A 15,148-nucleotide genomic window follows, 5' to 3' on the forward strand; every position below is an offset into this window, starting at 1 on the left:
TTCGTCCAGACAAAGAGGTTCCGAATCAGTGGATTGTGGCATTCAAGCCAATGCCGATTCTGCCGCTGACCCCAACCGCAACAGGGCCTCTTCCGAGTTCGGATACCCCATCATCATCAGCCCACAACCGGGCGTTCCGGTGGGCAGGGTCAGCGCCGCAAGCCCCATCAGGTTGCCGATCCGCGTGTTGCGAAGGGCCAGCAGGTTTTCAGTCACGTAATAGTCGTGATCGGTCATCAACCGGTCCAGATTGGGTGGCAGATTGGGAACGGTTGGCGCAAGAACGGCATCGAACCCGGCGGTGGCGGTATCCCATGCCGCGCGACAGGCTTCCAGCTTCGACCACGCAGCGACGTAGTCCGGACCGGATACGTCTTTTCCAGCCCGGAACCGTTCCAGTATCGGAGGATACATTACATCAGGATTCGCTTCGATCACATCTCGCCACAGTCCGTACGATTCGGTGGGATCGACAACACTAGACAGGGACATTGCGTTGTGAAGTTCGGGAACCTCAAGAGGTATAACCTTTGCGCCTGCGTCTCGAAGTCGTTCCAAACCAACCTCATAAGCGACTCGCGGTACATCGCGCAAATCGTCTTTAACCACGTTTTGCAAATCTGCAAAACGGCGGCCTTTCAAGTTTGCACCTCGCAGATCGGCAGGCGTTCCGCCCTCAAGCAAAGCCAGCATATGTGCTGCGTCTTCAACTGAGCGCGCCAAAGGGCCCACCGTGTCAAACCGAAGGCGCAGAGGTACAACCCCTTCCAAACTTATCCGCCCGGCGGTGGTTTTTAGTCCAACCAAATTGTTCCAAGCCGATGGGATGCGTACTGACCCAGCAGTATCGGACCCGATACCCCCAGCTGCCAAACCCCACGCAACCGAAGCCGCCGCGCCTGAAGATGAACCGCCAGGCACGGCGTCCTCATCGTCAATGCAAGGCGGCGTACCAGTGATCGGGTTCAATCCAAGGCCGGAAAAGGCCAGCTCGCTCATATGCGTCTTACCCAGACAGACCGTTCCCATCTGGGTTGCGTTGCGTACCACAAGTGCATCCGCGTCCGGCACCCGGTCTTTCAAAAGCGCCGACCCGGCCTCGGTCGCAGTACCAGCGGTGTCGAACAGGTCTTTCCAGCTAATGGGAACCCCATCCAGCAACGACCGCCGCAATCCCATCTTCGCGCGTTGCTGCGCGGCTTCGGCCTCGGCGCGGGCGCGGTCATGGGTGACGCGGGCATAGATGCGGTCGCGGTGCGGATGGGCGTCTATTGCGGACAGGTAGGTTTCCGTCAATTCAACCGGATCGATCTGGCCCATCCCAATTCCACGGCCCAAATCACACGCCGTCATGGTCAACCAATCCTGCATCCCGCCCCCTCCTGCTTTTTGGCTTGAAAGAACGGTAGCGACAGGACTGCACATGGACAATCCCGAAAGGGCGCGCATATTGCAGGGCATGACACAGGCATCTGACATTCTGATCGTGGGCAGCGGGCTGAACGGCCCGGCTTTGGCATTGGCTCTGGCACAAACCGGACATTCGGTCACAGTGATTGATGCGCTGGAAGAGAAGGTCCGCAAGAATGCGGCATTCGACGGGCGAGCCTATGCGCTGGCCTTGGCGTCACAGCGCTTGCTGGCTGCCATCGGTGTCTGGGACCGCGTTGCGGAACACGCCCAACCGATGCTGGAGATCAAGGTCACAGACGGCCACGCCGGTACAGGCCCGTCACCGTTTTTCATGCATTTCGACCACGCCGAAATAGAAGAAGGCCCGATGGGGTATATGGTCGAAGACCGTCACCTGCGCCGCGCCTTTCTGGACGCTATGGCTGATGAGCCCCGCATCACTCAGCTGAGTGGCAAGACTGTTGTGTCGCAACAAGCCGACACCACTGGAGTGACCGTGACGCTGGACGATGGTTCGACTGTGAACAGCAGCCTGCTGGTTGGGTGTGACGGCCGCCACAGCGGCACCGCGCGCCGCGCAGGTATCAAGCGCACAGGTTGGGAGTATGGCCAGACCGCACTTGTCTGCGCCATTGAACACGAGCTGCCGCATCACGGCATTGCCCATCAGTTCTTCATGCCGCCAGGCCCCTTGGCGATTCTGCCGCTGACCGGCAATCGCAGTTCCATTGTATGGAGCGAACGCACCAAGGCCGCGCAACAGATCAACGCCCTGCCCGAGGGCGACTATCTGCAAGTCCTACGCCCACGGTTCGGCGATTTCCTAGGTGAAATCCGCCTGGCAGGAGATCGTTTCACCTATCCTTTGAACCTGACCATCGCCAATTCCTTTGTCGCTGATCGTCTGGCACTGGTCGGGGATGCCGCCCACGGGATGCACCCGATTGCCGGTCAGGGCCTTAACGCCGGTCTGCGTGATGTCGGCGCGCTGGCAGAGGTTCTGACCTTGGCAGGGCGGCGCGGCGAAGACATCGGGTCGCTTATGGTGCTGGAACGCTATCAGGAATGGCGCAGGTTCGACACCGCTGCTCTTGCGATGGCAACGGATGTTTTCAACAAACTGTTCTCGAACGACAACCCGTTGCTGCGCATTGGGCGAGACGTTGGTATGGGAATTGTCGGCGCACTGCCGGGGTTGCAGCGCGGTTTCGTCCGCGAAGCCGCCGGTTTGACCGGAGATTTGCCCAAGCTGCTGCAAGGGCAGCCAATTTAGTCCAGCTGCCGTGCCTCGTCGACCAGCATGACCGGAATGCCGTTGCGGATGGGAAAAGCCAGACCTGCGGCCTGTGACACAAGTTCCTGCCTTTCGGCGTCATAGCGCAGGGTCGTTTGCGTCTGCGGGCAGACCAGAGCTTCGAGCATGCGGCGATCAAAGGCGTGTTCAGGGTCAGTCATTGCAGTTTTTCCTCATTCGATCCGCCTCGCATTGCGAATTCTATCAATGTCATCAGCGTCTCGCGCCGTGTGCGCAGGCAAGGGGCCTCTAACAAGGCCTGTTTGTCTTCCGGGTCAAAGTCCAGCAACATGGACAGCGAGTTCACCAGCAATTCATCCTCGGCATCTTTCAGAGAAGCCCAATCGGTGGACAATTGCCGGGACGAAAAGAAGCGTTCCAGCAAAGCTAGGAACTTGGTGCGATTGAACCTGTCGTCGTTTTCGGCCTTGCCCAGATCCCTGTCAAAGCCGTCCCACGAAACTTCGCACCGCCGGTATGGCGTGAAAGCGTCCAACTCTGAAACCACGCGGAACCGGGACACACCGGTCAGCGTGATCAGATAACGGCCATCTTCCGTTTCGGAAAACTGGGTCACACGCCCGACGCATCCGATGCGGTGCAGTTTGTTCTCATCATGGGCCGAAGGATTTGGCTGGACCATCGCAATCAGCCGTTCCTTGGTCTTGAGCGCATCGTCCAGCATTTGCAAATAGCGCGGCTCGAAGATGTGAAGCGGCAAGCGCGAGCGGGGCAACAACAGCGCCCCGGGCAAGGGGAACACGGATACGGTGTCCGGCAGATCGGCGGGATGCATCATGTCCCAATTCTAGCTCTGATCAGAAATTAGGCAAATATCATCGAGCTGAGTTTGCGGCGACCGTTCAGAACGATCGGGTCATTGGGCTTGAGCGCATCAAAGATCGTGAAAAGCTGGGTCTTGGCGGCCCCGTCATCCCACTCACGATCCCGGCGGAACAATTCCAGCAATTGCGCCACGGCTTCTTCCACTTCGCCGTTCGCATGCAATGCCTGTGCCAGGTCAAACCGGGCCTGAAGATTTTCGGGGTCTGCTTCAACGGCCGCTGTCAGATCAGCCACCGGACCCGCATCAGCCGCTTGCTTGGCCAGTTGCAATTGCGCATGCGCAGCCTCGACCTCGGCCGAGTTGGATATTTCAGCCGGTGCACCGTTCAGGATGGCCTCGGCATGCTCCAGATCGCCAGTGGCGATATGTGCCCGCACCAGCCCGCCATATGCTGCCGCGTGGTTCGGGTCTTCGCCAAGAACGGCGGCAAAAGTCTGCGCGGCATCTGCCGCTGCGCCGTCGCTCAGCATTTCTTCGGCGGCAATTACCGCGTCATCCAATTGACCACCGGGGCTTTCCCCGCCTGACGCCTCGATCACGCGGTCTACGAAAGCCTTGATCTCGGACCCCGGCAGCGCGCCCTGAAAACCGTCCACGGGTTGCCCTTTAAAAAACGCGTAGACCGTTGGAATCGACTGGATGCGCATTTGCGAGGCGATCATCTGTGCCTCGTCTACGTTGATCTTGACCATCTTCACCGCGCCCTTGGCTGCGGTAACAGCGTCTTCCAGCATCGGGCCCAGCGTCTTGCACGGGCCGCACCAGGGTGCCCAGAAGTCAACAATAACAGGCGTTTCCTGCGAGGCTTCGACCACATCGACCATGAAAGTGGCCTCGGTCCCGTCCTTGATCAGATCGGTGGCTGGGGCGGCTGCGCCGTTCAGGATGTCCATGGCAATCACTCTTTCGTTCGAACTTGCGCTCTATATGCAATCGCTTGTCGCAGAAACCAAGGGCAGAGTTTCAGTTCAGATGTCGAAACTCGCAAAGACCGGCGCATGGTCGCTGGGCTTCTCCCACCCACGCGCATCCCGCAGAATGCGACTGGAATGACCCGCATTCGAAATATCGGGCGTGGCCCAGACATGATCCAGCCGCCGCCCCTTGTCTGCCGCATCCCAGTCGCGGGCCCGGTAGGACCACCAGCTGAAAAGCTGCCCTTCGGGAATATCCTGCCGGGTGATATCGACCCAACCACCCGCGTCCTGGGTCTCGGCCAGATGTTCCACTTCAATCGGAGTGTGCGAGACGATCTTGAGCAATTGTTTGTGTGACCAGACGTCATCTTCACGCGGGGCAATGTTCAGATCGCCGACGAGGATGGATTTTTCCGGCTTTTCTGCGTGGAACCAATCGCGCATGCCCGTGAGATAGTCGAGCTTTTGGCCAAATTTCTCATTCACTTCACGATCTGGCACATCACCGCCAGCGGGGACATAGAAGTTGTGGATCGTGACACCATTCTCCAACCGCCCGGCTATGTGGCGTGCGTGGCCGAGATCTGCGAAATCCATGTCGCCCACCTCCTCTATCGGCAGGCGGGACAGGATGGCGACGCCATTATATCCTTTCTGGCCACGGGCAATCATGTGGGTATAGCCCAGCTCCGCGAACCCTTCGGTCGGGATCTTTTCAACCGGAGACTTGCATTCCTGCAAACACAGAACATCCGGTGCCTCTTCTTCCAACAGTTTCAGCACGATAGGTTCGCGCAGTCGGACCGAGTTGATGTTCCAGGTGGCAAGTGTGAATGGCATGGCGAGGATTCCTCTGTCGCGATTTGGCGAAGGTTAACGCGGTGGGGGGTGGGGTGCCATCAGAAAAGAAAAGCTAGGACGGGTGGCTTTCATTTTGGGGGGCATCGTCGCAAATCTCGTACCAGTCCGGCTTTTCCGAAACAAATTCGTGAAACTGAACTTTCTGCTTTAACCCAGTATCCAATGCGTTTGCAGCGATTGGAAAACTGTCTGCTTCTGAAGTGATTTCGCCCAAAGATGTCCCGCATTTCGTGCAGAAACACCTGCCGTATTTGTAAGGCGGATCAGGCTGGTGCAGCGTTACGTTTTCCCTTCCCCGAACCCACACCAAGTCTTCTTTGTTGACAAATACGACTGTGCTGGCCCCGGCTTTTCTGCATCTTGAGCAATGGCAGGTTCCCATCACGGATGGTTGAGACTTCAGGTTAAACTTCACCGCCCCGCACAAACAGCTTCCTTCGATCATCACGCGCTCCTCCAACCTTTCGCAAGAATTAGAACATTACAGGAACAAAATGGATTTCGCAACGCCTGTGACGGTATAGGCGGCGCATGATCTCGCCCTTCAGAAAAGAAAAAAGCCGGGCCATTCGGCCCGGCAGTCCAACAGGGAGGTGCATGTCATAACCCGGACATGCGCGGGTTGGGAGTAACCTAATTATGAGTACAGGGTATCACTTTGATCCAAGTCAATCCACACCCAGTTAAGACACCAGCCTATATCCACCGGATTCTGTGACCAAAAGGCGCGCATTTGACGGATCGGGCTCAATCTTCTGACGCAGGCGGTAGATGTGGGTTTCCAGCGTATGCGTTGTAACACCGGCATTATATCCCCAAACTTCGTGAAGCAGCACATCCCGCGCCACCACGCCGTCAGTCGAGCGGTACAGGAATTTGAGGATGTTGGTTTCCTTCTCGGTCAGGCGGATTTTTCTGTCCTCTTCCGTGATCAGCATCTTCATCGCCGGTTTGAACGTATAGGGGCCAAGGACAAATACAGCGTCTTCAGACTGTTCGTGCTGGCGAAGCTGCGCACGGATACGTGCCAGAAGCACCGGGAATTTGAATGGTTTCGAGACATAGTCATTCGCGCCGGCATCCAGGCCCAGGATCGTATCGGCATCGCTGTCATGACCGGTCAGCATCAGGATCGGGCTTTTGACACCCTGTTTGCGCATGAGGCGGCACAGTTCGCGCCCGTCGGTATCCGGCAGACCCACATCAAGAATGACCAGATCATAGATCGCTTCGCGCGCGCGCTCCATGGCAGAGTGACCGTCCGACGCCTCGAACACGTCAAAGTCTTCGGTCATGACAAGTTGCTCGCTGAGCGCCTCGCGCAGATCCTCATCATCGTCCACTAGCAGGATTTTCTTGAGTTGAGCCATTTCCCGGTCCTCCAAACGCTTTTCCATCACTTGCGCGTGGAATATGCAATCAACAAGATTTGCTGCAACCGTTTCACGCCTTCGTGTCAGAGTTCGCGGAAATGTTTCACATTTCCTTTCGAAAGAGCTAGGAGAAAGATTGAGCGTTATAGGGTAACATTGATGAGTCTCATCCCCGACATCACGGAACTTCTCGCCCGGGCCCGGGCCGATCTGCGCATGGGCGTTCCCGTTGCACTGACTGATGACAGCGGCTTCAGCGTGCTTGCGGTTTCTGCCGAAACGCTCAGCCCGCAGCGTCTGGCCGACCTGAAAAAACTAGGGAGTCCGGTGGTGGCCATAACTGGGCGACGTGCTGAAACCCTGAAAGCGCGGGCGTACGACGGGGATCTGGCACGTGTATCGATCCCGGCGGATGCGGATATCGCATGGGTACAGGCGGTTGCCGATCCTTCCGACGATCTGAACGCACCCATGAAGGGCCCGTTGATGACCGAGCGGCACGGTAATGCCAATCTCCACCGTATCGCAATTGCATTGGCCAAATCCGCGCGCATCCTTCCCGCTGTGGTCGTGGTACCTGTCGAGGACGGCAGGGCATTTGCCGCGTCGCACGGTCTGACATGCATTGATCACACGCGCGCCACACCTCATCTGGCGGATCGCAGCACTTTGCACGAAGTCGTCGCGGCCCGCCTTCCGATGGAGGTGTCCGAAGCCGGTCGGTTGCACGTATTCCGACCTGAAGACGGTGGTGAAGAGCACTACGCCGTCGAGATCGGACGCCCGGACCGCGACAAGCCTGTGCTGGCCCGATTGCATTCTGCCTGTTTCACCGGCGATCTGATGGGAAGCCTGAAATGTGATTGCGGCCCGCAACTGCGCGGTGCCCTGGAACAGATGGGGGCAGAAGGTGCAGGCGTTCTTTTGTACCTGAATCAGGAAGGGCGCGGTATCGGTCTGGCCAACAAAATGCGCGCCTATTTCCTTCAGGATCAGGGTTTTGACACTGTTGAGGCGAACCACAGGCTGGGTTTTGAGGACGATGAGCGCGATTTTCGGCTTGGGTCGGACATATTGAAGTCGCTGGGCTTCAATTCTGTCCGCTTGCTGACCAACAACCCGGCCAAGATCGCCATGATGGAGCGAACAGGTATCGCAGTAACCGAGCGTGTCCCTCTGAGGGTTGGCGAAACCTCTCACAACCGGGGATACCTGGCAACCAAGGCCAAGAAGTCGGGCCATCTGCTTTGACCCCAAACGATCTTGTTCTGACCCCGCGCGGCATCCGGTTTCTTGGCAGGGAGTTCCCCTGTTCCGTGGGCAAAGGCGGGTTGAGCAACGCAAAACGCGAAGGCGATGGCGCGACCCCAACCGGACATCATCGAATCGTCGGTATGCTGTACCGGGCCGACCGAATGGCCGCCCCCAGCAAATGGGCCCGTGCCATTGGCCCACGGGACTTGTGGTCTGACGACGTGTCTGAAAGCAGATACAACCACATGGTCAGCGCACCCTATGCATTCAGCCACGAAAAGCTGCGCCGCGCCGACCCGTTATATGATCTGATTCTGTTGACCGACTGGAACTGGCCAAACGCGGTTCCGGGCAGAGGGTCAGCGATTTTTCTGCACCAATGGCGCAGACCCGGTTATCCAACCGAAGGCTGCATTGCCTTTCGCCGGGATCATCTGCACTGGATCGCAGGGCGCATTGCCCCCGGATCACGGCTGATCATTCCTGAGGTTTAACCCGTTCGCCAAAGATGGCCGAGCCAACGCGCACATGTGTCGCGCCAAGGGCGATGGCCTGTTCGAAATCTTGACTCATTCCCATAGACAATCCATCAAGCCCGTTGCGTGCGGCGATTTTGGCCAATAGCGCAAAGTGCAAAGTCGGCTCTTCATCGACCGGGGGAATGCACATCAATCCACACACAGGCAGATCCAATGACCTGCACTCGGCAATGAAACCATCCGCGTCCGCAGGAAGGATACCGGCCTTTTGGTCTTCCTCACCGGTGTTGACCTGAATGAACAGGTCCGGACAGGTTCCCATTTCCTGTGCCAAACGCGCCAGTGTCTTGGCCAGTTTGGGTCGATCTACCGAATGGATCGCATCAAACAGTTCCATTGCGTGACGGGCCTTGTTGGTCTGCAACGGGCCAATGAGGTGCAGATCAATACCCTCGAACTGTTCTTTGAACGCGGGCCACTTGCTTGCTGCTTCCTGCACGCGATTCTCGCCAAAACATCTGTGCCCCTGCTCAAGAACCGCCTGCACCCTTTCATTCGGCTGCACTTTGGACACGGCAATCAGTTTGACAGAACCAGCCGGTCTGTCCGACCTGGCTTCGGCTTTGGCGATACGTGCGGTGATGTCTTGCAGCGACATGAGACCCTCATCCTGTTTTGCGCAGAAAAACACCAAGTCGGCGCAAAAGAAAAGGGCGAGTCCGAAGACCCGCCCTTAAACCTTGCGGTTCAGATCAGCTTAGAAGTTGAACTGAGCACCGAAGTCAGCAACCATGGTCGAGTCTGCGCAGATGTCACAGTCGTTGACACCGATACCACCGCGCAGCGATGCACCGCCGCCCAGGTCGTAGATCGCGCCAACAGCAACCTGCTGAGTATCAGCAGACGCGTTACCGTCACCGTAAGCGAAGATCAGGGTTGTTGCGGCGCCAACGTTGTAGGTTGCCGACAGACCCCATGCGGTGCCGTCAGTTGCTGCAACCTGAGTTGCGTCGTCTGCAACAAACAGAGTACCGCCGAAGTCACCCCATTCGCCACCCAGGGTCAGAACGGTCAGGCTCGGATCGCTTACACCAGCAACACCAGCGTCGGTCTGGCCGTAGGCCAAAGCAGCTGTGATGTTGTTGAAGGTGTAGGTTGCGCTGATGTCCCAACGGTCTGCACTAATAGGTGCACCGTTCAGAGCTGCAGTCGCTTGGTCGTACGATGCGCCAAACGAGAAGTCGCCAACCGAGTACTGGAAGAACACGGCGTTCGAACCCGAACCGGTCGACGAGTAACCCAGGAAGCTGTAGTCAACACCCGAGTACTGACCTGCGAACAGCTCAAGACCAACTTCGTTGCCGTAGTAGTTTGCCAGGTTGTCGAAGGCACCTGCAACGTTACCGGCGTCAACACGCAGGCCACCGTAGATGACCGAGAAGCGTGCGCCGTTCAGACCGGCGGAGTTTGCTTCACCGTTGCCGCTGTTTTCGTCAGCTTGCAGACGAACGCGGCCTTCGAAACGAACGCCACCGTCGGTTTCTGCAATACCGTCGATGTTCAGACGGAAGCGCGAGACCAGGATCGCGTCGTCAGTTTGAACAACCGCAGTACCAACGCCTGTGTTGGTACCGGTTGTCTGGACGTTTACAACGGTACCGCTACGATCTTCAACGTAGCCAATACCAAAGCGGCCATAACCGCTGAAGTTAACTTCAGCTGCTGCAACGCCTGCGGTCGCGATCAGCGCCGTCGATGCGAAGAGAACTTTTTTCATCTTGTTTCCCTCGGTTTCAAAAGAGTTATCTACTCGACATATGCCTCGGCACATGTCTCAGCACGGACACCGTTTCGCTCTTTTTGCCCCCTTTGCGCAAGCTTGGCATAAAGACGTCAGCGTCATTGAGGTCAAATTGGTGCAAGGATGCCACAGTCAGTTTTCGCCCCGATGCAGCTGATACACTTACATTTCAGAAGAATGGGCTTGTTGCAGCGGGGGTCCTTGGCTAGGAGTATCCCCTGAATACTGTAGAACATGTGAAACAGGACCTGTTTGCAATGCGCCTGCCGACGATTTTGGGAATGATCCTGCTGACCGCCGCTCTTTCGGCATGTGGGCAGAATCGAAACACTTCGACAACGTACTCCCCCAACCTCGCTGGCGGCAATTCGGACGAACAGGAGCTGAATGACCCCGAGCGGGCAACTATCTGGGACATCTTTGACCGCAGCACCGCCGAACAGACAACAAACGTGAACCGGTATCTTTGGGCGGCTTCGCTGGATGTGCTGAGCTTCCTGCCAGTGCAAGAGGTTGATCCGTTTACCGGTGTAATCGTAACGGGTTATGGCACGCCTCCGGGCGGCGGCCGATCCTACCGGGCAACTGTTCATATCAGCGATCCGGCGCTTGCCGCGCGCTCTTTGTCGGTTGCGCTGCAATCAAGCGGAGGGGCCCCGGTAAGCGCTGCAACATCCCGCGCAGTCGAGGATGCGATTCTGTCGCGCGCCCGGCAACTACGCATAGCAGACAACAAGTTCTAGCAACCCGCCGAAAATCACAATATTACCACGCCGGGTTCCTACCCGGCGTTTTCATTCACGAAGGACCGCACAATGTCGCGCTACTCGGCCACTGAAATCGAAGCAAAATGGCAGGAGGCCTGGGACAAGGCCGGGATCTTCACCGCTAACCACAAGGCGGACAAGCCGAAATACTATGTGCTTGAGATGTTTCCCTACCCGTCTGGCCGAATCCATATGGGGCATGTGCGCAACTATACGATGGGTGACGTGATCGCCCGGCACAAGCTGGCGACAGGCCATAACGTGCTGCACCCGATGGGCTGGGACGCATTCGGGATGCCTGCGGAAAATGCCGCGATGGCCATCGGGGGTCATCCGAAGGACTGGACCAACAGCAACATCGCCGACATGCGCGACCAGATGAAACCACTTGGCCTGTCCATCGACTGGTCTCGTGAGTTCGCGACCTGCGACCCCGAGTATTACGGCCAGCAACAGGCGCTGTTCCTCGATATGCTCGATGCCGGGCTGGTCTATCGCAAAAACGCTGTGGTGAACTGGGACCCGGTCGACATGACCGTTCTGGCCAACGAGCAGGTTGAAAATGGTCGTGGCTGGCGTTCGGGTGCATTGGTAGAGCGACGCGAGCTGACCCAGTGGTTCTTCAAGATCTCGGACTATTCCGAAGAATTGCTGGATGCGCTGGACACTCTGGACAACTGGCCCGCCAAAGTGCGCCTGATGCAGGAGAACTGGATCGGCAAATCCCGTGGTCTGCAATTCGGCTTTGAACGCACAGACGGCGGCGATCCGATCACCGTCTATACAACCCGCCCCGACACGCTGCTGGGCGCATCTTTCGTTGGCATCTCGCCCGATCACCCGATCGCAAAACAGCTTGAAGCCGAAAATCCAGAAGTGGCTGAATTCGTGGCCGAATGTCGCAAAGGTGGCACCACTGAGGAAGCCATAGAAACCGCCGAAAAGCTGGGCTTTGACACAGGCATCAAGGTCAAGCACCCGCTGGACCCGAGCTGGGAACTGCCGGTCTGGATCGCCAATTTCATCCTGATGGATTACGGCACGGGCGCAATCTTTGCCTGCCCTGCGCATGATCAGCGTGACCTCGACTTTTGCCGCAAATACGGCCTTCCTGTGGTCGACACATTCTTTGCACTGGATGACGACGCGCCTGTCGACAAAATTGCATTCGTCCCGCCGAAAACCGAGAAAGTCCGCTGGGTGAACCACTTCGCCGGTTTGACCGAGGCGACAGGCGAAGAAGCCATCAACGCCACCGTCGATTTTGCTGAACAAGCCGGTTGGGGCGAGGGTGTCACCAAATACCGTCTGCGGGACTGGGGCCTCAGCCGTCAGCGCTATTGGGGGTGTCCGATTCCCGTCGTGCATTGCGAAAGCTGCGGCGTGGTGCCCGAGAAAAAGGAAAACCTGCCGGTCCGCCTGCCTGACGATGTCACATTCGACAAACCCGGCAACCCGCTGGACCGCCACCCGACCTGGCGCGATTGTTCCTGCCCCTCCTGCGGTGCTCCGGCCAAGCGCGAAACCGACACGATGGATACCTTCGTCGATTCGTCGTGGTATTTCGCGCGCTTTACCGCTCCGCGTGCGGAAACACCCACCGATCTGGCTGAGGCCGAGTATTGGATGAATGTCGACCAGTATATCGGCGGCATTGAGCACGCGATTCTGCACCTGCTATATTCCCGGTTCTTTGCGCGGGCGATGCACCTCACCGGGCACTTGCCGAAGAAGGCCATCGAGCCGTTCGACGCGCTGTTCACGCAAGGCATGGTGACGCATGAGATTTATGTCACCTACAAAAAAGGTGCGTTCTCATCAGCCTTTAGCGACGGATTTGAAAACAGTAGGCCGATTTATCATCTTCCTGAGGAGGTAGAACGTCGAGAAGACGGCGTTTACCTTAAGGAGACTGGTGAAAAGGTCGAAATCATCCCGTCGGCCAAGATGTCGAAATCCAAGAAGAACGTGGTCGACCCGGTCAGCATCATTTCAGCCTTTGGGGCCGACACGGCCCGCTGGTTCGTGCTGTCCGACTCGCCACCCGAACGGGACGTGGAATGGACGGCCGCAGGGGCCGAAGCCGCCTATAAGCACTTGAATCGCGTTTGGAATCTGTGTGACAGGATCGGCGCCATGGACGCCGATGCAGCGGGCGAAGGCGATGAGGATCTGTTGCGCGAGATGCACAAAACCATCCGCGACGTGACATTGGGTGTCGAAAGCTTTGGCTTCAACGCAGCCATCGCCAAACTGTACGCCTTCACCAATACACTGGCAAAATCCAAGGCCGGTGCGGCGGCTCAGAAACAGGCAATCAAAACACTGGCCCAGTTGATGTCGCCGATGACGCCACATCTGGCGGAAGATATCTGGGCGCATCAGGGCGGTGAGGGCCTTGTGGCTGTCGCCCGGTGGCCCGTCGCGGATGAAGCGATGCTGGTTGATGACACCGTCACCCTGCCGATCCAGATCAACGGCAAGCGTCGCGCGGAAATCAGCGTTCCAAAAGATATGGACAAAGCCGAGGTTGAAAATATCGCGCTCAGCACCGAAGCTGTCCAAAAGGCGCTGGATGGCAACGCGCCGAAGAAAGTTATCGTTGTTCCGGGCCGGATCGTGAATGTCGTTGTTTGATCGCAGAACATTGCTTGTGATGCCGCTGGCGCTGGCTGCCTGCGGCTTTCAACCGGTTTATGCTCCGGGTGGGTCAGGCTCTGCCTTGTTCGGTCGGGTGGCGGTATCTGCGCCAAATACCGTTGAAAGCTATCTTCTGGTTCAGAACCTTGAACAACAACTGGGCCGCAGCGCGGGCTCTATCAGCGATTACGCTCTGGATGTTCAGGTCTCGACCGAAACCCGCGGCGCGGCCATCACCACGACGAACGAGACAACGCGGTACACGATTGATGGACGGGCCCAATACGCGTTGAAATCTAATGAAACTGGACAAGTCGCAGCGTCCGGCACCGTAACCGATTTTGTGGGCTATTCTGCTTCGGGCTCTACCGTGTCGACGCTGGCTGACGAACGCGATGCGAAAGAACGCCTGATGGTGATCCTGTCCGGGCATATAGTGAACCGCCTGTATTCAACACCGGGCTTGTCCAAATGAAGTTGAGCCCGCGCGAGGCTGACGGGTATTTCGCCAAGCCGGATGCGGACAAGACCGGGCTGCTGATCTATGGTGCAGATGCCATGCGGGTGGCGCTTAAGCGGCAGCAGGTTCTGGCCGCCCTGCTTGGTCCTGGTGCGGAAGAGGAAATGCGCCTGACCCGCCTGCCGGGTGGCGACTTGCGCGGCGATCCGGCGTCTCTGCTGGACGCGGTCAAGGCGGTTGGGTTTTTCCCCGGCCCGCGCGCGGTGTTTGTGGAAGACGCCACCGAAACCGCCTCGCCTGCGATTCTGGCCGCACTTGAAGATTGGACCCCCGGCGACGCTCAGATCATCGTGACGGCTGGTCAGCTGAAACCAAACTCGAAAATCCGCAAAGCGTTCGAAGGGCATCCCGCGGCCTATGCGATAGGCATTTATGACGACCCGCCATCGCGTGCAGAGGTCGAGCGGGTTCTGACCGAGGCGCATCTGAATAACATCCCCCGCGATGTCACGTCTGCCATCAACGAACTGGCCAACAGTCTCAGCCCTGGTGACTTTACCCAAACCATTGAGAAACTGTCGCTCTACAAGCGCGGTGACAACTCTGAGTTGACCATGGAAGACATCGAAGCCTGCGCCCCGCGTTCGACCGAGGCGGCGCTTGACGACGTGCTGAACGTGGTTGCAGAAGGCCGCGCCGGTGAGATCGGACCACTGATCCGGCGTTTGCAGGCACAGGGTACCAACGGGGTAACTCTGTGTATTGGGGCAACCCGGCATTTCCGCACCCTTTATGCCTGCGCCTCGGATCCCGGTGGTGCGGCGCAGGGTATCGGCAAGTTGCGTCCGCCGGTTTACGGCAAACGGCGTGACCGTATTCTGCGTCAGGCACAGGGCTGGGGCGCGCCCAAGCTGCAAACTGCTCTGACCGTTCTGACGGATACCGACCTCTCCCTGCGCTCCGCCGGACAGACCGCCCCCTCAATGGCACTGGTCGAGCGCGCAATGATTCGTCTGGCGATGCTTGCGCGGTCGCGCTGAGT

General features: G+C 57.9%; 16 protein-coding genes. 7 read left to right on the forward strand and 9 right to left on the reverse strand.

The window, feature by feature from the left end; all coding sequences use genetic code 11:
- Positions 1–42: 42 nt before the first annotated feature.
- Positions 43–1,371 carry an amidase gene (locus tag AC2FLU_RS14420; protein ID WP_480539611.1) on the reverse strand — a complete coding sequence of 443 codons (1,329 nt, stop codon included), beginning with the start codon at positions 1,369–1,371 and terminating at the stop codon, positions 43–45.
- 52 nt (positions 1,372–1,423) lie between these two features.
- Here AC2FLU_RS14420 and AC2FLU_RS14425 point away from each other — a divergent pair, with 52 nt between their 5' ends.
- Positions 1,424–2,686 carry an FAD-dependent monooxygenase gene (locus tag AC2FLU_RS14425; protein ID WP_480517838.1) on the forward strand — a complete coding sequence of 421 codons (1,263 nt, stop codon included), beginning with the start codon at positions 1,424–1,426 and terminating at the stop codon, positions 2,684–2,686.
- On the opposite strand, the gene AC2FLU_RS14430 is transcribed toward AC2FLU_RS14425, so the two are convergent.
- The 6 genes from AC2FLU_RS14430 to AC2FLU_RS14455 form a co-directional block, all read right to left on the reverse strand.
- The gene (locus AC2FLU_RS14430; RefSeq protein WP_209504973.1) at positions 2,683–2,868 is read right to left on the reverse strand and encodes a Trm112 family protein; all 186 of its coding nucleotides are present in this window, start codon (positions 2,866–2,868) and stop codon (positions 2,683–2,685) included. The genes AC2FLU_RS14425 and AC2FLU_RS14430 overlap by 4 nt on opposite strands.
- On the reverse strand, positions 2,865–3,506 hold the full coding sequence (locus AC2FLU_RS14435; protein ID WP_209504974.1) for an LON peptidase substrate-binding domain-containing protein: 642 nt from the start codon (positions 3,504–3,506) through the stop codon (positions 2,865–2,867). The genes AC2FLU_RS14430 and AC2FLU_RS14435 overlap by 4 nt, the downstream gene beginning before the upstream one ends.
- A gap of 26 nt (positions 3,507–3,532) precedes the next feature.
- Positions 3,533–4,447, reverse strand: a complete 915-nt coding sequence (gene trxA, locus AC2FLU_RS14440; RefSeq protein ID WP_496809478.1) for a thioredoxin — start codon at positions 4,445–4,447, stop codon at positions 3,533–3,535.
- Positions 4,448–4,522: 75 nt separating this feature from the next.
- Positions 4,523–5,311, reverse strand: a complete 789-nt coding sequence (locus AC2FLU_RS14445; protein ID WP_496809479.1) for an exodeoxyribonuclease III — start codon at positions 5,309–5,311, stop codon at positions 4,523–4,525.
- A gap of 73 nt (positions 5,312–5,384) precedes the next feature.
- Positions 5,385–5,777 carry a GFA family protein gene (locus tag AC2FLU_RS14450; protein ID WP_480517840.1) on the reverse strand — a complete coding sequence of 131 codons (393 nt, stop codon included), beginning with the start codon at positions 5,775–5,777 and terminating at the stop codon, positions 5,385–5,387.
- Positions 5,778–6,015: 238 nt separating this feature from the next.
- Positions 6,016–6,702, reverse strand: coding sequence for a response regulator transcription factor (locus tag AC2FLU_RS14455; RefSeq protein ID WP_171724917.1), 687 nt, complete (start codon positions 6,700–6,702; stop codon positions 6,016–6,018).
- Between the two features lie 162 nt (positions 6,703–6,864).
- Between AC2FLU_RS14455 and ribA the strand changes: the two genes are divergently transcribed.
- Together ribA and AC2FLU_RS14465 are read left to right on the forward strand one after the other, a co-directional pair.
- Positions 6,865–7,956, forward strand: coding sequence for a GTP cyclohydrolase II (gene ribA, locus AC2FLU_RS14460; RefSeq protein WP_480474143.1), 1,092 nt, complete (start codon positions 6,865–6,867; stop codon positions 7,954–7,956).
- Entirely contained in the window at positions 7,953–8,453 is a 501-nt protein-coding gene (locus tag AC2FLU_RS14465) for a L,D-transpeptidase family protein (protein WP_496809480.1), read from the forward strand. The genes ribA and AC2FLU_RS14465 overlap by 4 nt, the downstream gene beginning before the upstream one ends.
- Here AC2FLU_RS14465 and AC2FLU_RS14470 read toward each other — a convergent pair.
- Together AC2FLU_RS14470 and AC2FLU_RS14475 are read right to left on the reverse strand one after the other, a co-directional pair.
- Positions 8,437–9,096: a YggS family pyridoxal phosphate-dependent enzyme gene (locus AC2FLU_RS14470; RefSeq protein WP_496715302.1), complete on the reverse strand. Its 660-nt coding sequence runs from the start codon at positions 9,094–9,096 to the stop codon at positions 8,437–8,439. The genes AC2FLU_RS14465 and AC2FLU_RS14470 overlap by 17 nt on opposite strands.
- 99 nt (positions 9,097–9,195) lie before the next feature.
- The gene (locus AC2FLU_RS14475; RefSeq protein WP_496809481.1) at positions 9,196–10,215 is read right to left on the reverse strand and encodes a porin; all 1,020 of its coding nucleotides are present in this window, start codon (positions 10,213–10,215) and stop codon (positions 9,196–9,198) included.
- Between the two features lie 281 nt (positions 10,216–10,496).
- On the opposite strand from AC2FLU_RS14475, the gene AC2FLU_RS14480 reads away from it, so the two are divergent.
- The 4 genes from AC2FLU_RS14480 (at position 10,497) to holA (ending at position 15,146) form a co-directional block, all read left to right on the forward strand.
- Positions 10,497–10,982, forward strand: coding sequence for a DUF3576 domain-containing protein (locus AC2FLU_RS14480; protein ID WP_480555066.1), 486 nt, complete (start codon positions 10,497–10,499; stop codon positions 10,980–10,982).
- Positions 10,983–11,054: 72 nt separating this feature from the next.
- Entirely contained in the window at positions 11,055–13,643 is a 2,589-nt protein-coding gene (gene leuS / locus AC2FLU_RS14485) for a leucine--tRNA ligase (RefSeq protein WP_496809482.1), read from the forward strand.
- On the forward strand, positions 13,630–14,121 hold the full coding sequence (lptE, locus tag AC2FLU_RS14490; RefSeq protein ID WP_496715306.1) for an LPS assembly lipoprotein LptE: 492 nt from the start codon (positions 13,630–13,632) through the stop codon (positions 14,119–14,121). Before leuS ends, lptE begins: the two co-directional genes overlap by 14 nt.
- A complete protein-coding gene (holA, locus tag AC2FLU_RS14495) occupies positions 14,118–15,146 on the forward strand; it encodes a DNA polymerase III subunit delta (RefSeq protein WP_480474149.1) in 1,029 nt (342 codons plus the stop codon). The genes lptE and holA overlap by 4 nt, the downstream gene beginning before the upstream one ends.
- Positions 15,147–15,148 lie beyond the last annotated feature (2 nt).

This window comes from Ruegeria sp. SAZD013 (assembly GCF_059612525.1).